This window comes from Stieleria tagensis, from assembly GCF_024129865.1.
Lineage (GTDB): Bacteria > Planctomycetota > Planctomycetia > Pirellulales > Pirellulaceae > Stieleria > Stieleria tagensis.
The window spans coordinates 26898-53351 of the sequence record NZ_JAMYFE010000082.1 but is presented as its reverse complement, the minus strand read 5'-3'; the positions used below and the strand labels follow the sequence as shown (position 1 = coordinate 53351).

5 protein-coding genes are annotated in these 26454 nt (G+C 59.1%); all 5 read right to left on the bottom strand.

Annotated features, from left to right (window positions below):
• Positions 1-1035 precede the first annotated feature (1035 nt).
• Positions 1036-2403, bottom strand: coding sequence for a VWA domain-containing protein (locus tag NHH03_RS19480; protein WP_253158748.1), 1368 nt, complete (start codon positions 2401-2403; stop codon positions 1036-1038).
• A gap of 111 nt (positions 2404-2514) precedes the next feature.
• The gene (locus NHH03_RS19475; protein ID WP_253158746.1) at positions 2515-2901 is read right to left on the bottom strand and encodes a hypothetical protein; all 387 of its coding nucleotides are present in this window, start codon (positions 2899-2901) and stop codon (positions 2515-2517) included.
• A 109-nt stretch (positions 2902-3010) separates the two neighbouring features.
• The gene (locus NHH03_RS19470; RefSeq protein ID WP_253158744.1) at positions 3011-7333 is read right to left on the bottom strand and encodes a cadherin-like domain-containing protein; all 4323 of its coding nucleotides are present in this window, start codon (positions 7331-7333) and stop codon (positions 3011-3013) included.
• A 266-nt stretch (positions 7334-7599) separates the two neighbouring features.
• On the bottom strand, positions 7600-10170 hold the full coding sequence (locus tag NHH03_RS19465) for a dockerin type I domain-containing protein (protein ID WP_253158742.1): 2571 nt from the start codon (positions 10168-10170) through the stop codon (positions 7600-7602).
• Positions 10171-10546: 376 nt separating this feature from the next.
• Complete coding sequence (locus tag NHH03_RS19460; protein WP_253158740.1) at positions 10547-26248, bottom strand: GEVED domain-containing protein; 15702 nt, start codon at positions 26246-26248, stop codon at positions 10547-10549.
• Positions 26249-26454: the final 206 nt, after the last annotated feature.

Sequence of the window (26454 nt, the reverse complement as noted above, 5' to 3'; positions counted from 1 at the left end):
TATTGGGCGTCAGCCCCAGGCCTTGAGCGTCAAAGAACATCAACGAGCCCCGGAGGGGCGGTAGAGAATGCCGTCGCTCCGCGACTGCGCGGTTGGGTGTTGCTAAATCCAGGGGTTTCACCCCTGGCTAACGAATGACATCGCTCCGCGATTCAGGGACGGCTGAGAAACACGCGTGATTGAGGGGACGGCAGAGGAACACGCGTGATTGAGTCGCGGCTGGGGAACACGTGTGATTGAGTCGCGGAGCGACGGGAGTCGATAGCCTGGTGGCGTCAGCCCCAGGCCGTGAGCGTCAAAGAGCATCAACGAGCCCCGGAGGGGCGGTAGAGAATGTCGTCGCTCCGCGACTGCGCGGTTGAGGGGTGCTAAATCCAGGGGTTTCACCCCTGGCTAACGAATGACATCGCTCCGCGATTGAGGGACGGCAGAGGAACACGCGCGATTGAGGGGACGCCTGGGGAACACGTGCGATTGAGTCGCGGAGCGACGGGAGTCGATAGCCTGGTGGCGTCAGCCCCAGGCCTTGAGCGTCAAAGAACATCAACAAGCCCCGGAGGGGCGGTAGAGAATGCCGTCGCTCCGCGACTGCGCGGTTGGGTGTTGCTAAATCCAGGGGTTTCACCCCTGGCTAACGAATGACATCGCTCCGCGATTGAGGGGACGGCTGGGGAACACGTGCGATTGAGGGGACGCCTGGGGAACACGCGCGATTGAGGGACGGCTGACAAACACGTTTGATTGAGTCGCGGAGCGACGGGAGTCGATAGCCTGGTGGCGTCAGCCCCAGGCCGTGAGCGTCAAAGAACATCAACAAGCCCCGGAGGGGCGGTAGAGAATGTCGGCGCTCCGCGACTGCGCCGGTGGGGGTGCTAAATCCAGGGGTTTCACCCCTGGCTAACGAATGACATCGCTCCGCGATTGAGGGACGGCAGAGGAACACGCGCGATTGAGGGGACGGCTAGGGAACACGCGCGATTGAGTCGCGGAGCGACGGGAGTCGATAGCCTGGTAGGGTCAGCCCCAGGCCTTGAGCTAGTTGACTTCGCGGTATTCGCCTTCGCTGGGTTCGGTCAACTTGCGGAGAAAACCTTGCATCAAGGGGTCGACGCCGATGGCGATGGTGTTCAGCGTGATATTGTGGCTTTCGTTGCGGCGGAGAATGTCGATCAAGATGGCGGAGGGATGAACGAGTTGTCCCGAGGTGGGTTTGCCGTCGGTCAACATGAACACGGCTTCGAGCTGTTCATCAAAGTCCAGCGATTGGCGCAGTGCGGCATAGGTGTTGGTGCTGCTGCCGGCTGAGAGATAGTCGATGAAACGCAGTGCATTGCGTTTGTTTTCTTCGGTCGCTTGGACCAGTGTCGGGCGCCAGGGTCGGACGTCGCTATCGAACACCAGAATGCTAAATTCACAGGACTCGTCCAGACCCATGATCGCGGTGCCAAGTTCTTGTTTGGCGTGCTCAAATCGGGACTGGTTGCCGACCGGGGTTTTCATGCTGCCGCTGCGGTCGATCACAAACAACAGTCGTTTGGCGTAGATATCGATCCCATAGTATTTCGATGGTTTGAGGTGGCGCTCACGCAGGTAGGACGCCGCCGACTGTGACGGTGCCAAACCCATGCGTTGGGGCAGTGGCGGGTCGGTGGCCGAGGCTTGGACGACCTCGCTAGGATCGGCATCCTGTTCGGCAATCGACAGCCCGACACGTCCTCGCCATGCTTGGAATCGATCCGCATCGTCTTTGAAATCTTCGGCCGTGACTTTTTCAAACTGTTGATGCAACCGATGAGCGAGTTGGCCTTCCACGCGATCATACAGTTTGGCCAACGCCTCCCATGCATCGGGATGTTTCATTTCAATCAAGCCGCGCGCGAGCGCGAATCGGAACCCGTAGTTCCGGTCAAAGTAATCCGAATCGACCAGTGCGATCACATCGTCCAAGGCCGTGTGATGTTGGTTTTTGCACAGCGTTTGAACCGCAGCCATCGACCACGAATCGAATGGACAATTCAGTAGACGGACCAGGGCGTCGGTCGCATCGGGGCGGTCGATGGTGCCGACGAATTCGATCATCAGGCGAACCCCATCCGGCAGCACGGGTTGTCCCTGTTTCTCGGCGCGAGCAAAACGTGGATCATCAACCAATGCGGTCAGCGATTCGATGACCACCGGCAGCGCCGCGCTGCGGCTTTGGAAATCCGTTCCGATCGCACGCATCGCGATCATTCGGCCGTTGTCGTGACGCCCCTGCAGGAGTTTGCGGAAACGGATTTCATCTCGATCCGAAGCTGACAGGGAACCACTGGTGACGCCAATCAGAGCCATCCACAGGACCAACATCAGTCGGTTTCCGTAGGGCGGGAGCAGTCGTTTCGCGGTCGACTGACGGGACGGCATCGAAGATCTCCTGACAAATTCAAATCGGCGAGGTCGCGGTCATCGCTCTTGATCAAACCATGGTAGCGGGTCGTTCAGCCCCGGAGCAACTCGCCGTGTGCAGCCCATCGGTCAGTCCTCGATCAACAGCGCGACGTCAGCGGTCAGCCCGCACAGGGCCGCTTGTTCGGATTCCAGTTCGATCACCAATTCATTGCTGCCCAATAATTTGGCGGTCAGGTCCAGTTGAATGGGCTGGGCAGTTTGGATGGCGGTCAGGGCTTGGATCGTGTGGCCGTTCAGGCTGACTCGCAGGCTGTCGCCGGTGGGGATGCCGATCGACAACCACAGCGTGGTGTCGGGGGTTAACCCGGTAGGGCGGTTAAATGCGCGTCGATAACAGACGCTCGTGCCCGCTTGGACCGTCGCGGGATCCGCATCCGGCACGTCGATTTTTTCGGTCGGTGGTTGGTCACCGACGGTGCGCGTCCAGGGGCGACGAAGGCGGATGCGATGCACGAGTTGGGGATGCCCCGGGGTCAGTGGAATAAAAAAACCGTCGGTGACAGGTCACCGACGGTTGAACGATTCAAATGGCCAGCGTCAACGCAGCCGCAGCGGGTCCGGGTTAGACGCCACTGGCCAATGCTTGGTCGATCGCATCGCGGTAGTTGGCGAATTCGTCACGGACCAAATCGTCCGAGGTTGCCGCAAAGTTGAAGTCACTAGTTTCGCCGAAGAACCGCAGTCCTTGGCCGTCGCCGGTGACCACAAACTGATCCGCCGAGAGCCGAGTCGAGACGACTTGATCGTTGGAATCAATGATCGTCAGCAGTGCGGCATCGCGATTGTCGTTCAACACGACTTCGGCAAACTTCGCATCAAAGCCTTCACCGGCGATGAACATCGACTGGCTGCCATCGGCACCGAGTTGGACGGATCCGCCGCCCAGGATGAGTGGCGAGTTACCGGTGTCGATGATGCCCTGATCGAGATAGGTCTTGGCCAGCAAGTCCAATCGGTGTTGCACGCCGATCAATGCGATGGCATCCAGATCCGGCCCTTCGAGGGTTTGGCCACCCTGGTTGCCGACCACGACTTGACCGCGACGGCTGCCGGTGTATTCCACCGAACCGGGGACTTCGTATTCGACGTAGTAAGTGCCCGGAGCGACATTGGTGAATTCGTAAACGCCATCGGTATCGGTCACCGTTGCTGCGACTTCGGTTTCACCAGCGGAGGTGACGCCGAGCAGACGAACCGTGATTCCGCCTAGAGCTTCTTCGCCAGCGTCTTTGACGCCGTTGCGAATGGGGGCCGCACCGTTTAGGACATCGGCAATGTTTTCCACATGGTCGATGAACAACTGGCCGGCGATGGTTGAACCGGTAATGATCGGTTCGTCTTCGCCAACGATGGTCACGGTCGCGGTTTGATCCACGGCGTTGGTGCCATCGGTGATTTGGTAGGAAACGACGACAACGGCGGTTTCACCGGTGTCCAAATCGTTGTAGGCACTTGGGGTGACCACCAGTCGGTTGTTGGCGGCATCGATGGTGACACCGCGGGCGTCACCGCTGGTGACCGAGGCGTTGATGACGCTCAGTGCGTCGCCGTCGGGATCCGATGCACCGGCCAACAGGTCGACCGTGCCGTTTGCGTCGTCTTCGTCAAACGAGACTTCGATGGGTCCGGAGACAACCGGGAACCCTTCGTCACGGCCTTCGATCGTGACCGTCGCGGTCTGGTTGACGTTGGCGGTGCCATCGGTGACCTGGTAGGTGAACACGATGACGGCTTGTTCGCCGGAGTTCAGACTGCTGTAGGCACTTGGGTCAATCGTCAGCGTGGCACCTGAGCGGGTGATTCCACTGTCGTCGCCGGTGACGGTGACGTTTGCCACGGCCAGCGTGTCAGTGGTGTCCGGATCGGATGCACCCTGCAGCAGAGACACGGTTTGTGTCGACTGGTCTTCGTTGAACGTTTCCGAGATCGCACCGGAGACGACGGGTGCGTCGTTGGCACCATTGATCGTGATGGTTGCCGATTGGGCGACCGATCCGCCGTTACCGTCGATGACGTTGTAGGTGTAAGCGATGGTTTCGGTTTCACCGGCGGCCAAGCTATTGTAGGCCGAAGGGTTCACGACCAGCGAGTTGCCGCTGATGGTGATGCCACTGGCGTCACCCGATGCGACGGTCACGTTGTCAGCTGACAGGACGTCGCCGGTATCCACATCGCTAGCACCGTCCAACAGATTCAAGCTGCCGTTGGCATCGTCTTCGCTGAACGTGGCGGTTGGCGGAGCGGCCACGGTCGGGGCATCGTTGACGCCGGTGATCGTGATCGTGGCTGATTGGGAAACCGAGCCACCGTTGTTGTCGATGATGTCGTAGGTGTAAACGATGACTTCCGAGTCGCCGGCGGCCAGATCGTTGTACTGTGACGGATCGATGGTCAGCGTGCTACCGGATCCAGAGATCCCGCTGGCGTCACCGGAAACCAGTGTCAGATTGTCAACCGAAAGCGTGTCGCCGGTGTCCGGATCCGAAGCGCCGGTGAGCAGGTTGACCGGCGTGCTGGCATCGTCTTCGGTCACGGTCGCGGTCACGACCGCAGAGACGACGGGCGAATCGTTGGCACCCCCGATGGTGATCGTGGCCGTTTGAGCGACGCTGCCGCCGCGGTTGTCGATCACGTTGTAGTTATAGGTGATGACTTCGGTGTCACCGGATGCCAGGGCGTTGTAAGCGTCTGGCGAGATCGACAGACTGTTGCCGTTGTCCGTGATTCCGCTGGCATCGCCACTGACCAAGGTCAAACCACTGACCTCCAACGTGTCCCCGTCAGGGTCGCTGGCATTGTTCAACAGGTTCAATGTCTGGTCGGCATCGTCTTCGGACAGCGAAACCGTGACCGGACCACTGACGACCGGGGGTTGGTTGGGGGTGTCGCCATTGATCGTGATCGTAGCGACTTGAGCGACGGTGCCGCCGTTACCGTCGGAGATCGTGAAATCGTAAATCACAGTGGCGCTTTCGCCGGCGTTCAATGCCGCGTAGGCACTGGGGTCGACGATCAATTGGTTGTTGGTGTCATCGATCGTGATGCCGGAATCATCATCGCTGCCGGCACGCACCGTGATGGAGGTGGCATCGAGCGTGTCGCCGTCGGGGTCGCTGGCGAATTCCAGCAGATCCACATTGAATTGACTGGCGTTCTCGCTGGCCGTGCGAGTGATTTCGGCACTGACCGTCGGTGCGTCATTGGCACCGTTGATGGTGATCGTGATCGACTGATCAGTGGTGGCCGTGCCATCGCTGACTTTGTAGGTGGCGGTGATGACAGCGGATTCGCCGACTTTCAACGCGTTGTAGGCCGCCGGGTTCAGGTCCAAACTGTTTCCGTTGAGCGTGACACCGGATTGGTCGCCACCGGTGAAGGTGAAACTGTCAACCGACAGCGTGTCGCCCTCGGCATCGCTGGCACCGTCTAGCAGGTCGATGGAGCTGTCCGCGTCATCTTCCGAAGCAGTGCTCGTCAGCGGAGAGATGCTTAGGACCGGTGGAGTGTTGGAGACCGCGCCGGTGCTGAAGGTCACACGGGCATCGTCATCGATCAGGATCAGATCGTCAGGAACCACATCGTTGCTGCCGTACAGAGTCAGCGGATCAACGCCTGCACCCGGATTCACATCAACGACCAAGGGGCTGGTCAGTGGGGATGCGATGTAGACCTCGATGCGGAACGCATCAAAGGGTTCGACCAACTGGCCATTGTCATCGACGTCGCGGACCCCGTTGGGGAATGCACCGCCGACGCCACCGATGTCGGTGAAGCCATCGGCCAATGTGTAGGTGCCGCGGTTAAGCAATTCGTAGAATCGTTCGTTGTCGTTCAGCGTGCGGCTGCGTGTGTCCAAATTGAATCGCACGGCATCCGAGTTGGGGGTCGTGCCATCGGCCAAGAACGGCGCGAACTCGCGGAACGTGGTCGTGACCGCGTTGTCAAAGTTGGGGGTGAACGTCAGGTCCGGGATGTCTTGGTTGCCGGCATCAACAGCGGTGTAGTGGATCTCGAATCCCAGATCCAAACCGTCATCGCCTTTCAGGGCTTGCGGTTCGGTGATGTTGAAATCATTTGCGTCCATTCCGAAGCTGACCAATGCATCAGAGAGTGCACTGGCAAAGCCGCCTTGGATTTGACCCAGAGTCACTTCGACGGTGTCGGTGGTGCCTTCGCGTCCGATTGTCAACGAGCCCGATTGCGACACGCGAATTTCTTCGCTGATGATCACCTGCTGAGTCTCACGCAATACCGGACGCAGCACGCCGCTTTGGGTCACGCCCAGGTCTGGGAAGATCGAGAACGCGCCTAGGTCATCGCCAAAGCCCCGCAGGTCGTTGTAGGCGACTTCCAAGAAGAACGAGTTCTCCTGGCCGACACCGACTTCGATCACGCCATTGGTCGCGTTTAGTTCATTGTCGTCGGCATCACGGGCGGTCAGCAGGTACTCGACCAGCTCGCCGGCTTGTTCGCCACGTGCCAACGCATTGATCACACTCAGTGCGTCACTAGGCGTCACGCTACCGTCGGCATTGACGTCGACCTTGCGACCGGTAAAGTCTTCCACCAATTCGGCTTCCGCTGACAACCGGCTTTGGACGCCTTCGCCAAGGCCGTTCTGGGCGGCGTTGGTTGCCAAGTAGTTGATCACGGCCAGCGCGTCGCTGGGCGAGATCTGCATGTCTTGGTTGACGTCGAAACCGTTCCAGTAGTTGTGGGCAACAGCGATGTCACCGGCCAGCAGCTGTCGCTGCTCCAGTGCTTGGGCATTGAGTTGTCTTCTCAGCTGGCCGCCGCTGTGGCGTTTCGCGGCTCGACGCGGCTGGGGACGGTCTGCACTCGAGGAATGCAAACGGCGGCGGAGCAACTGACGCAGGCTTTTCATCTGGATTTCCGGAAAGATGAAGTAGAACGTGGATTGCCGATGACTTGATTGATTGGGTCGAATGGCGGATCGGAGGAGCAAGAGACACTGCGGCACAGTGTCCCCAATATTCAGCGACAAGCGGGGTTGAAGTCTCGCCAAACTGAATATTGGCCCTATCTTATCTACCCGTCCCGCTTTATCAACGATCTGATTAACTGGCTTTTTGGTCTGCTTTGGACGGGGGTTTAGATTCTAAAAACCCGTCAAAGTTCCTATAAATCCGGTCAAAACAGTTCAACCGATGAATCGTTTTCAGCAAATTCACGACGAATTTTGCTGAGTTTAGGCAAAAATTCCGAAGTAAAACCGTCTGCATCGCTCGCAGACTCCGTTCGACTTGTTGGCAAAATGTCCGCCCAAGCTGTCCTATCGGGTTGTTGGCCGCCCAGACTTTGGCCAGAGCCGTCGGCGCCCGCAGAGTTCAACATTTTCGAATCAGCCCGGTTGGGCGTTTGGTACCCATTGGGTTCTAAATGAGGCGTATTCTGCAGAAATACCTGATCCACAGCGGCTTGATGCAGCGGATTGGCAATCCAGTCCGATTGGGTGGGGTGTGCTGAGTCGGTCAGATGCAGCGGTTGCTCCGATTCGCCGGTGGCGCGGCGTTGCAGCAGGTTGATCACTCGCAGCGCATCCAGCGGCGAGACCATGCCGTCGTTGTTTACATCAACGTAAAAGCCACCGGTTTCTGCTGCGGTGAGGACGCGATTGCCGTTGATTCCCAGGTCGTTGACCACCGTCAAAGCGTCGCGTGGGGTGACTTCCAGGTCGCCGTTGACATCACCGGGCAGCGTCGCGTTGTAGCGGGGGCTGTCGATCCGGCTGGCGGCGAATCCCAGCGAACCGACCGATCCGCCGCTGATTTGGAATGGAATCGGCGTCGTGGGAAATTCGTAGATCAATTCCTGGGAAACCAACTCCACGGTGTAAGACCCATCGGCGAGCCCGCTGAGCGAGAATTCACCGCCGGGGCCGGTGACCGTTTCCGGCGACTGGCCGAAGGCGACCGCCGAAACCATGATTTCGGTTTCTGCGTGCCCGTAGATTTTCACGCTGGCGATTCGACCGAGGGGATCGCGGATCTGTAGTTGTCCCGGTTGGTCGGCAAGCACCAGCGGGCTGGTGGCACGCCCCAGCGAGTTGCCCTGCTGGTCAAACGCTTCCATCCGAGCGTAGCTGCCACTCTCTAGACCGTAGGTGCCGGTGTCCAGGCCGGTGAAATCGACCGTGACCACACCCCCGCTTTCCGCACCGGCGACCTGCAGTTGTTGTCGCGCGCCCCAATTCGAATTCCACTCGCCGTATTGTGAATCGTAGCCGTGAATGACCGAAACGCCGCCATCTGCTGTCTCGCGGACTGCGGCGCGACCATCGGTGTCGTCACCCAAACTGGTGAACGTCAATCCGTTGATCGAACCGATCACACCCTCGGGCAGATCGGCGGCATTGAATTGGCTGCGAAACAGTTCTCGTCCGTCGCTGTGACGAATCACAAAGGGGGTGCCCGCAAGCAGCCGTTCGTTCCATTCATGTTGCCCATTGGCATTGGCGTCGGCGTACACGTATCCGCCGCCGACCCCGGAAAAGACAGGCGTTTTCTGATCGGACACCAGGATTTCGCTGACAGCGCCGTTGGCGGTATCGATCGCCCGCCATTGGATTTGTTCAAAGGCCGTGTCCAATTGGAACTGCAGATCAAAATCGACCTGGGGCGCATTGGGTGACAGTGCCACCTGCCAGTTGCCGTCATCGAGTTTGTATTGCAGCTCGCTGACCCGCGACAACGTGATGTCACTCTGGTTGCCCGCGGAGTTTTGATTGGCCAGGGTCGCTACAGCAGCTGACCCACGCAATGAATACATCGACGTATCGGGGTCAAACCAGCCCACCGCGTCCAGTTCAATGGGAACATCGAGGACGTCAAACACCCCGTCGTTGTCACTGTCCCGCCAGCCGATCATCGCCAGCGTCGACTCGGGGCTTTCCAGTGCGTTCCAGGCTCGCGTGGCCACGGTTCCGCCACGCATGATGCTGTCTTCCTGTACAAATCCGGGCGTCGGATTGTCTGCGGCGTTCAGATTCTGGGCGTTGTAGTAGCCACGTTGGTCGGTCCAGCTACCACCGCCGGGGTACTCGTCGCGGGCCCAAAACAGATGCCCCAATTCGTGAGAGTAGGTCGACACCGGACGTTCCGAGGGGACCACATAGAACAGGCCGCCCGGGTAGGCGAATGCGCCGCTGAATCCACCGCTGGCGAAAAAGCCGTCGTCGTCTGACGAATCGACGACGATCATTGTGAACGCCCAGTCGGTTTGATGTTTGACTCGTTGGGAGTCATTGAACAGGTGCATGGCGCGTTCGATCGACGGTGCGTCGCCATAGCCCAAATCCGTCAACCAGTCTCCGGTGTAACGCTCAAACGTCGAACTGCTGCGATCGATCGGTTCATAGCCGGTGGCGACGGGTTGTCGCGCGTAGGTGTCATCGATCACGAATTCCAATGAATGCACTGACGTTTGCGTCGCCAGCAGATCGGTCCACCAATCCACACTCTCGCGGATCTTGACAAGCGTCGCATCAATCTCCGCCGCACTCCAGTTCTGGGTGTTGGGATCGATCGACCCGTCGCTCTCAAAAAACACCGGCGTGACGGTCACGGTCCCCAGCAGAAACTCGCCGGTGTCGGTCGGTGTGGCCCCGATCGGAACATCCGCGGCCAATAGCTGACGTGACTCCAGCGGTTGCACCGTCAGACGCCGCCGGCGGTTTGGCGAGTTGAGATTACGCTTTTGCATCAGGCACGACAAATTCCTAACCCGATGCATGAGTTTTGAAGTTGCACTTGTTGGGTGAGGCATTGTTTGTTCCTAACCCGACGCGTTAGTTTTGAAGCCAGCGCTTTCGCGTGGGGCATTGGTTTTTGGTAACCCGACGCGTTAGCGAGGGATCCCGTCAACCGGCTAAATCCCTCGCTCACGCATCGGGTTACCAAAAAAGCACAACTTCAACCGTTTCGCCTCAAGGGCGCGGCGCTACGAGTGTGTAGGTTTTCCGACCTGGCGCGATTCGTGCGCTGGAGTCGGTGAATCATACGTTGTTGGACCAAACGGATTCCTTCGTTTGGTCTAAGCCTACTGCGGCGGGTTGCCGACAGAGCCTGGTCAGGCTCGGCTATAGCGTTGCGAAAAAGTCGTCGACTCCATTTTTCAGCTCGTCGGATTCATCCGCGACACTTGCGGTGTCGGCAGCTAATTGATCGACAATTGAATCCAATCCGATCGATTCTGGCGAATCAAACACGCTGGTCTTGCTAGCTTCTGGCTGCACGGTCGACACATCTGCTGTCTCGGCGGGTTCCTGTTCGGGCTCTGCCGGACGTGACGAAGCGAGCAAATCACTCGTGACCGCTTGGTGGATCAGCATGTCGCCAAGCAAGGTGGAACCGCTGGCCAACACACCTGGCACGGCTGCCACATAGTTGGTTCCGACCGATTCGCCTTCGCCGCTGGCTGTGTTCACACGCGCCAGTTCGTTGATGATTGCCAACGCATCGCTGGAAGTCAATCGACCGTCGCCGTTCACATCGGGATAGGGCGGCGTGGTGACAGGGTTGGTTTCCAAGTCGACTTCGCCGCTGGTTGAACCGTTGCGAGCCAAGGCGTTGATCACCTGCAAGGCGTCCAACGGTGTGACCGTGCCGTTGTCGTTGGCATCGTATCGGTTGGTCGGATTTTGGAACGGATTGTTGGAGACAAAGATTCGATAATCTTCGACCTCGCCACTTTCCGCATCGCCGTTGGGTCCCAGTGTCGCCGATTCGCTGAGGCGGAACCGAGCATACGTTTCACCGGTCAGTGCCGATGCCGGAACATCGATCAAGACGTTGGTGGTGGTGTTGCTAAAGATCGGCGTCAGGCTCGTTCCGGTGGTGCCGAAGCGAACACGTTCCTGGCTTTCAAACAAGCCGTCTTGGTCCCAGTCGAACCAGGCGTCCAGGTAAACCGGTTTGTCGCTGGCTTGGCCAGCGTCCAGATTGCGGAGATAGATTCCGATCATCGAGGAGAACCCCGATTGGAACGACGAAGGCAGCGAGATGCCGTCGTCACCGGAGTCTGCGTTTGGCAGTTCCGCATCCGAATCAGCGGTGTTTTCGTTGCCCAAGCTGAGCAACGGATCGACGCGGTGCCGTGGTCCGCCGTCAGCCATCAAGCTGACATAGGGTGCCGGTGCATCGCCATAATCGTAGCCGGTGCCGATAAAGATCGTCAGCTCGGTGCGGCCGTCGGCTTGATTGCTTTGCAGTTGGTTACCGACTTGGTCTTGCACGATCACGCTGTCGACCGCTCCGACCCCGGACACGCCGCGGGTGCCTTCCAAGAAGACCCGAACGTCGACCAGCGAGGATTCGATCCCAGCCAGGTTCTGGCTGTCGATGGCCTGTTGGATCAGTGCGGCAATCTGTTCGGCGGGCAGATCGATCGGGATCTCGACCGCGACGGATGCCTCTTCGCCGGCCAATCCGGTTTGCACCAAGTTGGAATTCGACAGATCGATCGAGTAGGTGTTGTCACCGCCCAAGAACACGCGACCAAAGCCGACGTTTTCCGGAGCCAATCCCAATCCCGATCCGCCAATGGATCGGACCAGTGCATCGGCGACTTGATCAAGCGTCGCGTTGTCAGAGATTGTGACGGCCGTTGCGCTGGTGTCGTTGAGCAAACCGTTGGTGTCGAACTCAAACGTCACTTCGTTCACCGCACCGAGGCGAACGATGATCGAATCTCCATCGTTCACTTGAGCCAGGTTGCTGTTGCCAATGGTGGGGATTTGGAAACCGAACCCGATGTCGGTGCCGATCTGGCCGGACACCTGAACGGATCCACTGGCACTGGTTGCACTCGAAAGCGGGGTGCCGCCGACCAGTTGAACCAAGGGGCCCGAGGAACGCGCGGTGAAGCTCAACAGCGGATCGGCGTCAATCGCCGCGGCCAGTGCGGCGGCAAAGTCCGTCGCGTCACCGGCGGCCGGAATCGGCACGGCAATCGATAGCGGGCTCACCGCATTGTTGCTGTCCAGTTCGAATTGGCGGGTGATACTGCCGTCGTATACTTCGACGGTGATCCCATCAGCGGTCGCGGTGGTTAGGCCCGAGGAAAGTTCGATGCCAACACCGGTTTCATATTCGAACGTGGTGCTTTGACCGACTTCGTCGATCACGGTGAATCGATCGCCGTCGTTGTAAATGTCGCCATCACCGGCTTGGACGATCGCATCGCTGCTGTCGACCATGCGAATCACATAGGTCGAATCCTGTTCCCAAACACCGGCGATCGGTGTCAACCGAATGATGTTGGTACTGGGGTTGTAGGCGAATCGGTAATCCGTTCCTTCGACTAGCGCGACGCCGTCTTTGAGTAGGATCAGCGATCCGCTGGAAACCGAGCGGTCGTCGATGCCGGTACCGGGAACGATGTCGGCCGGCGGCAGACCATCGACCAATTGAATTTCGAATGCTTGGGGTGCTGCACCCAATACCGTCGTGCGGCCTGCGTCCAATCCGATTCCCGGGGCCAACGGTGACAACAGCGTCACGCGTGGTCCAGTCAAATCACCACGGTCGAAACCACCGCGGTCTTTGAACACCCGCTCGCCCAATCCACTTGGTGGCTCGACATTGGGATCATCGACTCGCAGTTGACCGTTGACGTCCAATCGAGGCGCCAACACCGGCGACGGATCGATTCCGATCGCGTTGCGGACAGTGGTCAAACTGGCACGGTCAGGCAACGAATCGATCGAGCTATCGATGATGCGTGCACCGGAGGCGGGCGAGAACACGAAACTGCCGGGATCGACAAACACCGATTCGGTCGGCGTCAGCACTTGCGGCAGCGTGCCCAGGCCGACTCCGGCACTGGTGTTGTTGGTGTTCTGGTAATAGGAATTACCGCCGGAGACGAATCCGCCGTTGCCACCGGTCACCGAAATGCCGGTTTCCGAATTGGAGATCACGTTGTTCAGCACGGTCGGCGAGGAACCACCGACAATGTTGATGCCGACGCCGCCGGGGGTGAACTGGTCGACAGGCACCGAGCTCATTGCACCGACCGCATCGATGTCCGCACCCAAGGAGGCAACGTTGGTGTCGCCCTGACGCAGATCGGTCAGACGCACGAACGAGAATCGATCATCGGCATCAAAACCAAACGCATCGATGTCCAATTGGTTGGTCAGGCCGCCGACAATCCCGACGTCGATAAAGTTGGTGCCGTCACGGCTGATTTCGACCCGGACCGATTCGATTTCGCCGGTTTCGAAGATAGCCAAGTCGGCTTGTGAATCACCGCTGCCGGTCAAGTAGTTGTCGACAAACTGTAGCGTCAGTGTTCCACCGAGTCCCAGCGAAACCGCGAACTGGCCGTCCGCCGGTTCGGGGCCGCGACCGTTGCAGTCGGGAATGCCCAGTGCCGCATCGGGGGTCTGGTGAATCGGATCAGGTGGCGAGCCACCGGCGTTGGGTTCGTATTCGACGACCGCATCGGCAAACGAGATTCGGCCTTGGTCAAACAACACGCCATCAAATCGTTCCGGCGGTGCCGTCGCGCCGGTGGCAACACTGCCACCGATGATCGTGTTGTTGACAATCCGCTCGATCGGGACCGGGTCGCCATTGGTTTGTTGCAACGTGTCGTCGATACCTTGCAGTTGCAATCCGCCGACACTGTTGAAGGCAAAAATATTGCTTTGCACGACCACGCCGGGAACCAGGTCTTCGGTGTTCAGTTCCACCAGGTTGCGTGGGTAGCGGACGATCGACGGGGTGTCGTTTCCGGCCACCGTCGTGGTGACGTTGTGCGAGATGTCGATGCCATATTCCTGGTTGAATAGGAACCGGCTGCTCTCGATCATGATCACGCCCTGGGCGCTTCGTTCGCGGTTTTGATCGCCACGCAGATTGGACTGGTCGATCTCGGCCAACGAGCGGGTCGCATCGGACACCACGACGTCACCGATCAAGTTGATCCGTGGGTCCAGTCGCACGACTTCTTTGATGCCCGCGGTGGGAACGACTTCGTTTTCGAATCCGCTGCTGGGGACGGCTTGGATATCCAGCACGCTCCGCACATCGACACGATTGATCGCACCGATGATGGACTTGGCGACCTCGGTGGCGTTTTGCGGTCGCAGCACACCGGTCACCGGGTCTGTGATTTCCGCTTCGAACGGGATTTGCACGCGGCCAGGTGTGACGACGTTGTCGGAATCAAATTCGAACTCGACCGTGGCGCGTCCGTCGGTGATCGAGAACATTTGACCGTCCAGGATCTCGTCACTGCTGCGGGCAACAATCGACAACGCATCGCTTAGGCGGTCGTTGCTGTCGAAGGTGCGGAACTGTGACAGATTGCTGGAAGTGATGTACTCGCTGCCATCGCGAATCTCCACTTGATACGATCCCGTCACCAGATTGCTGCGGGGATCGTCGGGTTGTGGGAACGTGAACCGCTGGTCGGTGACAAACGCGGTGTCCAGCGGTGCGTCGGCGGCACGTTGGTCGCTGACCTGTTCACCGCGTTCGGCCAAACCGATGACAAAGTCGTCCAGGTAGACGCCTTCGAAATCGTTGTCGCGTGAGCCTTGGACCGGTGTCAGACCAAAGTCGTCTTCGTAGCGCAGCGAGGTGTTGGCGAACGGTCCGTAGTTGTCCACCGTGTAACCGGGCACCGAAACAATCGCATTGGATGTCGGGATGTAGTCCAACCCGTTGGCGCTTAACGCTGTCGACAGGAATCGCTCGGTGAGGGCCGCTTGGATCGCGGTCGCAACGTCGCTGGCGGACATGCCGGCACGGACATTGATCGGGTTGGCCGGCGCCGGGTCGGCGTTGCGAACCGTCACCAGGTTGGGTTCGGCGGTGATCAACGCGTCGGCGGCGCCAAACTCCACGGCGTTTCCGTTGGAGGCGACTTGATAGGTGATCAGCGTCGATGGCGGCATCGCCGCCACAGCCGTTTGGATGATCGCTGCGATGTCGGCCGACGAAAGATCGGCAATCGTTTGCGTGTTGGTCAGCAACGATGTCAGGTCGATCGAAATTTCGGTCGGTGGCGACAGCGGATCCGCCGGGTTCAGCGGGCTGCTGTCGATCGTGCGGGTGCCATCGTTGAGCACATAGGTTTGCCCATCAAGTTGGAACGTCGCTCGGGCAGCCGGATCGGCGGCGTAGGTCGACGCCAGGAGCGTGCCGGCCGGGGCCACCAACGTCGGCGGGAAGTCGACGGTGAAGGTTTCGCGATTGACCACCAGCGTTTGGCCTTCGACCAGATCGGCAGCCGCCACGCCACGGATCGCACTGGAGTTGGTGTCCAGCGTTCCGGCCGTTGCGAATTCGATTCGCAAGGACAGCCCGGCTTGGCCGGCGAATTCCGCGAGCGGCACACGGGCTTGACGCCAGGTGGGTGTGTTGTCGAACAGCTGTTGCTTGTCGACATCGATCACGTCGTTGTAAGGCGCGGTCGCTTGCGGATCATCAAATTCGTCGTCGCTGGCACCAGAATTACGACCGGTGGTGTTGAGCGCGACGCCATGTTCGGTGCCATCGGGCTGAATCACATACACTCGCAGCGCGTCGGTGCTGTTTCCACCATCGGCTTCGATCTTGTAGTTGAAATACAGCATCGGAACATCGCTGGGCGAGTAGCCTTCCAGCGAGAACTCTTTGCTTTGCACCTGGCCTTTGGCACCGCCGGGGAAGTTGTAGGTGTTGTTGACACCTTGGCCGTCGCGGCGGCCAACGTTGGTCGGGTATTCGGCAACGCTGTCGTAGTTCGATTGGAACGAGGTCTCGTAGGTGAATGCCAACGAGGTGCCGCCGTCGTGTCCGGCGTCACCGCTGCGGTTATTCGTGTAATGCCACAGGTTGTAATCGAGCGTGCTGAAATCCAAGCCTTCGGCATTGGCAATGCCGGTGGAAATCATCGAGCGTCCGCCGGCGAAATACGGCAGCAGTTCGCCCAGCGAATTGAACGCGTAGATGTCACCCGATGCGGTGATCCCGAACAGCACGTTGGAATAAATTCCACCGTCGACACTGTTAGGACCGGCTCGCAAACCGGTGAAGCTCGATCCGACCCGCAACAAATCGGTCGCGGTTTGCACGTAGGTGCCGATGGTACGGTTGCCGTTGACGAATTGGTTTCCGCCATTGGTGAGTTCGGCATCGGTGACACGGAACAGGCCACCGGCATCGGTGATCGCGTACATGTCGTTGCCCAGGATTTCCACCCCGGTGACGGTGCCACCGGCCGGAACGCCACCGGCGACCAGCGTTCCGCTGGCGCTGGCGATGAATCCACCGCTGACTCCGACGCTACGGTTTTGTGCCGTGGCGTTGGCATTGCCGCCAACCGCATTGATCGCGTCGGCCACTTTTTGTGCAATCTGCGGTGCGGTGTCGGTCAAGCTGATCGAGATCGCTGTCCGCCCGACATCCACGCCACTGGTTCCGCCGCCGACCAAGGCTTGGGAATTGATTTCGATGGAACTGGCACCGGGAACCGCAAAGGTTGGTCCGTTGGTCGTCACCGCGATCGAGTTGTTGGTCAACTCGGTCACAATGGTATCGATGATTTCACTGCTGCTGGCCGATTCGTCGATCGCAATCGTGATGTTTCCGGGAGCGACTCCGACACTGCCGACCGCCGCTAATCCGGCACCGTTGTTGACGAACGTTGTTCCCGGTCCGAAGGCCACATCCGATCCCAGCACGGTCGCCGTGACGGTGGGCATGTTGGCTTGGATGGCCAGACCCAAACTGGTTGCGATCGTATTGGTCGCACGAATCTGGCCGTTTGCCAATCGAATCACGATCGGAATGTTGTTGCCCGACGGTGTGTCACCCTGGTTGATGAACTCGAACGTCTGACTGAATCCTGAAACATCACTGACCGTGACGGTTTGGCCGTTGTTAAGTCCACCGTTGGCCGTCACCGGATTGATCCGCAATCGTGAACCCGTGTCGAACTCGAAGATCGACGAACCGATGGTCAGCGTGTCGCCGTCCAGGATCGGAGCCCCGGTGGCGGCGACGTCGCCATTGAAATCAAACTCGAACGTGGTGGTGTCTTGACCACTGACCAACGTGAACACGTCGCCATCAACGATCGTTTGCTGGGCGTAACCGTTGGCACCGATTTCCAAGACGTTGGAAACACCCAACTGAGTTGATTGGGCTGTGGCCGGGGCGGTCGTGTCGATCTGGCCGATTTCACGTGGGATCGTGCCCGCACCGGCGTTGCTCAAGAAACGGTTGTAGGACGGGCCGACTGCCAAACCGGTTTGTGGACTGAATTCCCACAGCACGTTTTGGCGATACTCCAGCCCGGAGGATCCGTTCAAGATCGGCCGGCTACCGACAAACAGACCTCGTTCGGTGTTTTTGTATTCGCGAATCGAAAGGGCTTCGACAAACACGCCCTCATTGGCGACGGCGTCCAGAATTTGCGGGTTGTTGTTGTCCTCGACGACGGTATCGCCATAGGTGGTGATCCCGGCACCGGTGCTGATCTGATCCAGCGCCGCGGTCCCGGTATCGATCTGGACATAGAACCAGCTGGTGTCGCTGCGTTGCCGGTCACCGAATCCGGTGTAGGCATACAGTTCGCCGTTGCTGCGGAAGGCGACGTCGTAGATGTCGTCACTTCCAAAGTTGCCAACCTGTCCGTAGTTTTGGCCGGTGAACGGATTGACCGCGAACAGACCCGAGCTGGTGTTGACGTACACCACCACGTCGTCCATCGAATAGGGAACGATCGAGGTTTCATCGAACAACACACGGTTGCTCATGTTGTCGACCGCGATGCGATCGATCGCTTGGATTGGTGCCAAGCGGACCAGCGGGTTCGCGCTAGCGGGGTTAAAGAACTGGTCCATCGCCAACGGGACTTGGGTCTGGTTGGCAACGGCAACGTAATACGTGCCTTCGCCCAGTTCCACCGAACCGATGAACGGGTCTTCCGTGCCCGCACCACCACGACTGAGATCGTCGGTGCTGTTGCTGTTGCGAGACGCCGGCAGATCCTCGGCGACATTGCTGTCGGTGCCGGTGTAGATCAACGCTCCGGTCGAATCGAAAACGTACAAGGCCATGTCGCTGCGAGCGAAATTGGACGCATAATCCAAATCGATCACGGTCGACAGCAGCAGCGGCGCGCCGTCGCGTGTCAGGTTGTCGTACTGAATGTCGAACTGGTACCAATCGACGTCGGTGGCCGAATCAATTTCGCCGGCGAACGATTTTGCCAAACGGTCGCTCTGCAACGGACCGGCTTCGATGCCGACGTCCGAATCGGTGCCGTAGTACCCAAGACGTTGCGCCTCGGAGGCGGTTTCGTTTGATTCGGTCGTTTCGTACTCTTCACCCAACAGCGGCGAGTGCAATGGTTGACCGATGATCTGCACACCGTTGGTGGCGTAGCGAACATCGGACAGGCTGATTTGCGTGCCGGCACTCTCGTCGGCTTCTTGCAAGCGAACCTGCATCGAGTAACTGCCCTGGGTCAAACCGCCCAGCACATCGCCGTTGATCAGGGTATTGAAATCGGCGCCGTCACGGGTGTTGCTACTGCGAACACGGATGTGATACAGGTTGCGGGTTCCCGATTCACCGGGCAGCCGGATTCGCATCCCGGCGTCTTTGGCGTTGTAAGAATACGTGTCCTGCAGCACCGAGGTTTGCACCAGGGTTTCAAATTCGAGCGGTGCGATCGAGGGGCTGACGGGGTTGGACGTGCCCCGGATTTCGGGAACTTCCAGACCGGTGAAGAATTCGGCTTGGAAGTGGACTTCGACCACATAGTCATCGCTGGCGCCACGCGAGAGTAGCTGGGTGGTGACAAAGCCGAGTTCCGCGGAGAAGGTGCTGTTGAGTGCTGCGGCGATCGAGCCAGCCGGGTTGGCGACAAAATCCAACGCGTCGACGTTCACCGTCAAGCCCGATCCGGTGACCAAACCGAGCGTCAGGTTTCCGCCGGTGGCAAAATCGATGGCTTGGTCGACGGTGATCCGCTGTACCGACAGTCGATCTTCGTTGACCGTCAGCGGTTGGGCGGCATCGGGGTCCAAACGCGGTGAAACATACAATCCGGTCGACGGATCACGTTCGGCCAACAACGAATCGTTGGACGCCGCCAGAACTTGGCCATTGAAATCGATCAGCTCGATGACGGTGTCCAGACTGTTGCTGGTGCGATCGATGTCCAACCAGACTTCGGTGTTGCTTTCGCCGATGAACGAATACACGTCCACGTCGTCGCGGGTGGCGATCACGCCGTCGACGACAAATCCCAGGCGACGATTTTCGTCACCCGATTGCTGATCCGGAGCGATTTCGCCCAAGAACTGTGCTTGGCTAGGGATCGAGTTGGTGTCGAACACGGTGGTTCGCACCGGTTCTTGTTCGGCCGCTGCCGCGACGTTGCGATCATCGGCGCCTTCACGGATCACGACGCCGTTCCATTTACCCGATTCGACTTGGAATCGCGGATTGCGGAGCACCGGGTCGGCGGCGATCAATTCCAGGAAGTTCGTGACCTGGGCGGACGAAGCCGCGGAATCGAGCAGCCACGAGTGAGCCGTGGTGACATCGTTGGGGCCATAGACGGTTCCAAAGGTCGCATCGGGAGATCCCGGCAGGTCGACCAAGTCGATGTCGCCGGCGATCGAGAAGGTTTGCGTTCCGGCAATGATCTGGGTTTCCAGTTCATTGTACTGGTCGGCTGCCCAACCTTCGTAAACGGCGTTCTGTTGGTTCTGGCCATCGTTGGCGTAGAAACCGCCGTGCGAGAAACCGACACGCAGTGCGCCGTCGATGGTGTACAGTCGGAAATCGCTTTCGCCCGGTGTGCCCGTGGTGTACAGGACATCGTCAGAAATGCCCAGCACGTCTTCGTCCAGGTAGCTGATCACGCGGATGTCACCAAACGCGGTCGCCGAGGACAATTCCAAGGACGTGAACAGGGTGGCGACACCGTCACGGAACGAGCTGGTCGCAATCCATTCCACATCGCCGTTGGGACCGGCGTAGGTACCACGGCTTTCCACCACATCGTCGGCGATCAACGTCGCCGCCTGGGTGATCGTTGTGGCCGCAAGCGCCACCGACGTGCCGCCGCTGGTCAGGTAGGTGTTGTATTGGAAGATAAAGTCTTGGCCGATCAATTGCTGATTGTTCTGCAAGTCTTCGACGGTGACCGCACTGCCGCCACCGGAAGCGAATCCTACCTCTCCGGCGTCTCCAATGGTGGCCCCAAACGAACCGGTGATGGTGGGGTCGACGTCGTTGTCGATTGTCGTTCCCAAGTTGACTTCGGGGCCGGTCGGCAAGGTGCCGGCTTGATCGCTAAGATCGCCACCGATGATGCCGTCATTGTTGGTGTCGACCTGGGCCATTCCGTCGATGGTGAATCCGGCACCGGCAAAATCGTCTTGCAGAGTGGTCAAGACGACTGGGAAATCGGGGTGTCCGACCAGTCGCAGGGCACCGCCGATGCGATCGGCAATGTCGCGGAACTCATCAGCCGCAGTGAGCAGGGAACCGCCGACAACGATCCCCGCTGGATCGCCTTCGTTGGCGGTTTCAAATTTGACAACCAGCGAACCGCGGGCGTCACTGACCAATCGCAGTCCGCCATAGATATGTTGGTTGGGAACTTCGACCGAATCGGTGACCACGTGAACCATGTCCACGTCATCCCAGACGCCTTCGGTGACAAGTTCGCCACCACGAACGACCATGCCGTTGGTGTCGTTGCGCGTCAGCGTATTGTCTTCGACCAACGGGCCGCTATTGCCAACCACTTCAAAGTTGCCGATTCGTCCGGTCGCACGCCCCGAATCGTTGACTTCGGTCGAGTTCAATGAATTGACATCGATCGTGATGGCCGCGGCGTCGTTGTCGATGAAATCATTGTCGACGATGATCGGTGTGGCGGCGCGGATGAAAACCGCACCGGGGGCGTTGTCGCCGCGACCGACGCGGGTGTCATTGAGCGTGCCACGTCCATCGGCGTTGTTTTCGATACGGCTGTTGGTCAGTCGCAGGTCGCCCTGGTGGACTTCGATCGCATTGAAGGATGCGAAACCACCCTCGATGCGAGTGGTTCCACCGGCGCCGGCGATCACGGCGTTGTCGATATTGGCGGTCGATCCGTGGCCGATGTACAAGCCACCCCAATCACCCGGGTTGAGTTCCCCATTGACACCACGGTCACCCGTGTCGAAGGTTCCCCCGGCTCCATAGCGTTGGTCTTCCAAACTGGTGATCACCACCGGATTGCCCGACGTGCCTTCGGCGATCAGGTTGGCACCAAAGCGCGCTTCGATGCGCGCCGAATCGACCTTCAAGACCGTCGACGGGTCGATCACCAGACTCGCATCCAATCGGCTGCGCAACGGACTGGCGGTCAACTGCAATGGAGCGGTGCCGATCGCCGCGCGATCGGTGTAGGTGGTGGCGCTGGCGTTGAGCTGGGCGACCAATTCGAACGCGCCCGGTTGTCCGGTGGTGGGATCGATCGTGGCCCGATACAGACGACGCGAGACGGTCGCGCTACCCGGGGCGACAGTCGGCAATTGTTGCAATCGAATTCCACCGGTGCCCGTGGTGGTCACCGCGACGGTCGCATCGCTGGCGGCCGATTCCAAATTCGAATCGGTCACATTGGTCAGTCGGTACACGTAGGAACCGGCCGGAACGGCGCCATCGCCGAGAACCGGGGTCAAGCGAATCAGGAACGACGAAGGCGCACCGGATTGCAGGATGGGACCACCGGGCGTTCCGGAGATCACCAGGTTTTCGGTCAACACGTGCGTGATGTCGCTGTCGTCAAAACGCGTGCTGGTAGAAACCGTTTCCAGTTCCTGGCCGCTCCGCGTACTCAGTCGTATAAACAGACCGTTGATGCTGTTGTCGATAACCGTGTTGCCGTGAATTTCCGGACCGACACGTTCATAGTCGGGCGTAAAGCGTCCCGATTGTTGGTATTTGGGATCGGTGAATCGGTCTTCGCGGAAAGAATCCGGCGAGGCCGCGATGGCGGCATCGGCGCTGTTGGTGATCGAGCTGTTGATGATCGTCGGGCGAGTGATTGCCATGTCGATCGGCGAAACGACCACGTCGCGGCCACCGATTGACACCGCACCGCCGCCGTAGCGCATGTCGGCAAATTGAATGTGGTTGGCAAAGATCCCTTCGTCTTCCGGATTGATCCGCAGTTCATCGGCCGCGTCCAAATCGCCACGGAAATCGATGCCACCCCAGTCACCGGGCAGCGGTGCGGGGCGGACGCCGGTCAGGTTGCCGGTGCCGACCGAGCTATCGTTGATACTGGTCAGGATCACGCTGCCGGGGATGATCGCGCCGGCCACATCACGCGCCGGAAGCCCGTTGCTGTTGACAATCGTTGGCGTGCCCAAAACCTGCAGGTTGGCACCGCTCAAGTCGATCGTCGGGGCCACACTACCGACAGCCAGTCGGGCGTCACTGAATTTGATGATCGAACCGGAGTCCAAAATCAATTGAACGCCGGCAGGGACTTCCAGATCCGAACCGTCTTCCAGCGGCAGACCGTTGCTGCCGAAGCCGATGTTGTAGCTAAAGTTATCGCCAAACGTTTCGACCAATCCGTCACGTCCGCCGTTGCCGAGCACCCGAACCGTCAGGTCCAATTCCGTCAGGTAGGTCGTGATCGCCGCGGCGCGTTGTACGTCGGCCGGGTTGGTCGAACGCCGCAGTTGATTCAATTCATTGAACGTGCCGTTGAGCGTTTGTTGACGCAGTTCCGAAATCCGTCGGGCGTCCGCGACGGCTTTGTCAATTTCCGCATAGCCATTGTTGACGTAGCCGATGGTCCGCGTTTGGAACGCTTGGACAAATGCGATGTCGCCCAAGTTCGATGGGATCGCACCGGTGGGTTGATTCAGCGTGACGTTGCCCTTGTCGACATACAACGTCTCCGAGGGATCCGATGGCGTGAACCAATAGTTGAACGTGCCGCCCGGCGTGCCATCGGCATCGCCATCAAGCGCGACCCCGGTGGTGTCGGTCAGCGAGCTGACCGCAGCCGGCGAAAAGTCGACGCGAAGTTCGTAGGTGCCTTGGCTGAGCCCACCAAATCCGGTGCCGGGAATCTCGGGGTCATAGGAGTCATTGCCCGCTGCACTGACACCGATCATGTAGGTGCCCGGATTCAGATCTTCGATTCGAATCAACGAGTCGTTGCTGAAGTAATCGTCGTTCTGAGCGATCAGTTCGTACTGTCCGCTGGGCAGCTGGCGATACATCCGCAGTTGCGTGTCCAGCAAACTGGCGTCCGCCAATCGCTCGGCGATCGTTTCAATGCTGACCGAACCGGCTTGGTCGATCTGGAAACGGTACATGTCCACATCGGTGCTGTCGGGCCGGTACAGATACTGGCCGTGAACGATGTCGGCGGGGCTGGGGAACGCCGGTTCGTTATCGGTTCCCGGTTGGAAAATAAAGTCCGTGCTTTGCGTGGTCGGTTGCGGCAGATCATCGGCGTATCCATAGCCCAATAGTTGCCCGACACCGAACATCGCCCCGCGAAAGAATTCGCCACCGAATTGGTCATCGGTGGACTCATCAAAATCTTGGAAGTCCATCACGACCAAATCGTCGTTGCCATCGCCATCACGGTCGCGGGTGACCACCGCCAGTCCGCCTTGGGCGCTGGCTTCGCGTTCATCACCACCGTACAGGTCACCGACGGCGATTGAAAAACCACCGATGTCGGCCGGGTCGCGATCGGCGACTTCGATGAACGTTACACCCAAGTATTCGCTGAACAACGACATCACTTCGCGGACACGCTGCTGTTGCTGCTCGCTGATGATGTTGAAGTAGTTGGTGTCGGCGTTGATGCCGGGGCGGTTCGGGTCGTCACCCAACCAACTGGCTACAAAGTCATATTCGATGACCGAGATGCCATCGACGGTGTCGGCGAACTGACGCACGTAATCCAATGGCACCACGCGATCCAGGCGGCTCGGATCGTCCGGGCGAATGGTTCGTGTGCCTGGCACGTCGGGACCCGGCAGATCCAAATCGAACGCCGTTTCGTTCTTGATCTCGGTCGTCAGCGTGGCCGAACGAGTGGTCGAGGCATTGTTTAGCGACCAGGTCGCGTTCAGGTTGTACGCGTCTTGGAAGTTGTCGCCCGCCGCGTCGGGACCATTGGTGCCGACGGCCGGCAGGTTGATCGCTGTTGGCGCCGAGGGCAAATTTTCGCTGGTGCCGATACGCAAACGGGCGCTGCCGCTAAGCATTTCCCCAGGGTTGTCCGGGTCGGGAATACGCGACAGCGGACGCTGGAAATCCAACGTGGCGATGTTGGTAATATTGTTGTAGCTGACCGATACCGGACGGATCACTTCATCGTCGCGGTTGTCGACCGAATCACGCGTGAAGATCAACTGGTAGAAGTTGACGTTCTGGGCCTGGGTCTGCGACAGATTGTCATCGTTGAAATGGACTTCCACGATTCCAGTGTTGGCGCTCAATGTGCCATCACTCTGCCGACGCACCGGCTCAGGCACCACGGCGACCACTTGGGGACCCAAATTGATGTTGAACATCCGGGTCAGGTCTTCGCCATCTTGGAACGCCTCGCCGTCTTCGCCGCGCAGCGCAAACGTGCCTGATCCCAAAATGTCAATTTGATAGATGTCGTCGGGCAGCGGTTCGGCGAAGCGGAAGACCACTTCGCGCGAGGAATCCCCTAGGCCGACAAACCCGGGCTGGACCAGCACATCGCTAACACCGCTCAAGGTGATCGGCGAATAATTGATCGCGCGGCTACCGATCACGGTCTGCCCATCACCCTCTTGCACCGTGGCCTGAACCAGTCGCGATGCTTGGGGATTCGAGTTGAGCGCTTGGACAAAGTCGTTGGCCGTCGAAGGGTCGCCAACGAAGCTGTTCAGTTGAACGCGGACCGTTTGGCCGCTGACCACGACGACCGGGTTGGCGGTGCCACCAAAGTTCCGTTGCTCGACCACCACACTGGTGCCACGACCGTCGATACCGGGTAGTTGCGAGATCAACCGTACGCGGACATCGCCGTTGGTGCCAAAATCGGTCACCGCTTGGGCCGCGTTGGCGCCGTCCAAGACCAGCGTTGTTCCATCGATGTCATTGATGCCGACGCGTTGGCCCGAGGGGCCGCTGACCTGGATCGCTTCGATCAGGCTGCTGGCGTTCGGGTCATTGTTGATTGCCGAGACCAAATCGCGCGCCAAAGTGGGCTGCAGCGGGTTGGTGTTGATATCAATCGTGACGCTGCGGTCGCTGGTGGTGATGATCGGGGCGGACGATCCGGCGCGGTTGGTCGCGGTGAATTCCAGCGTGATGCCGTTTCCAAGGCTGCCCGATTGCCGAGCACGGAATTCGAACAGCGCCTGGCCGGCGGTCCCCAAATCGCTAGTGACCGATGCCGATTCAAAGGTTCGGTCTTCCCCCGCGCGGGTGATGCGAATCGCATCTAGCGTGCTCTCGTCGATTTGCGTGTTGTCGTCAAATCGAAACACCAATTCCTTTGGCGAAAACGTCAACGTGTCACCGTTGACCAACAAATCGCCCTCATTGGGTTGAATACCAATCAACTCTGGTCCGGCCAGCAATTGCCGCGTTTCCAGATTCTCCATGAGCGAACGTCGTTTTTCATCGCGACGTTTACGGCTGCGCCGACCCTTACCGATCCGATTGGAACCGGCCGACGACGCTAAGTCATCAGAATGCACCTCCGGTTGGCGGCCGAGATGCGTGCGAAGGGAGCGAGATGGTTTACGAAAGGTCATCCAGAGGCCTCGTCATTATGCCTGTCAAACTAGGCAGTCAGTCTGTAAGGGCAGCACTTATTGGGGGATTCCGGCGACAATGCTTGGGCCGCCGGAAGGTGACCCATTTGGGGTCAAATATTTTAAAATCGATAAGCTAGGGGGTCTGCGCTGTTGCGCGGTGGTACCTGGCACGAAGTGTAGTTGGAGCGAGCTGATCCGCAATG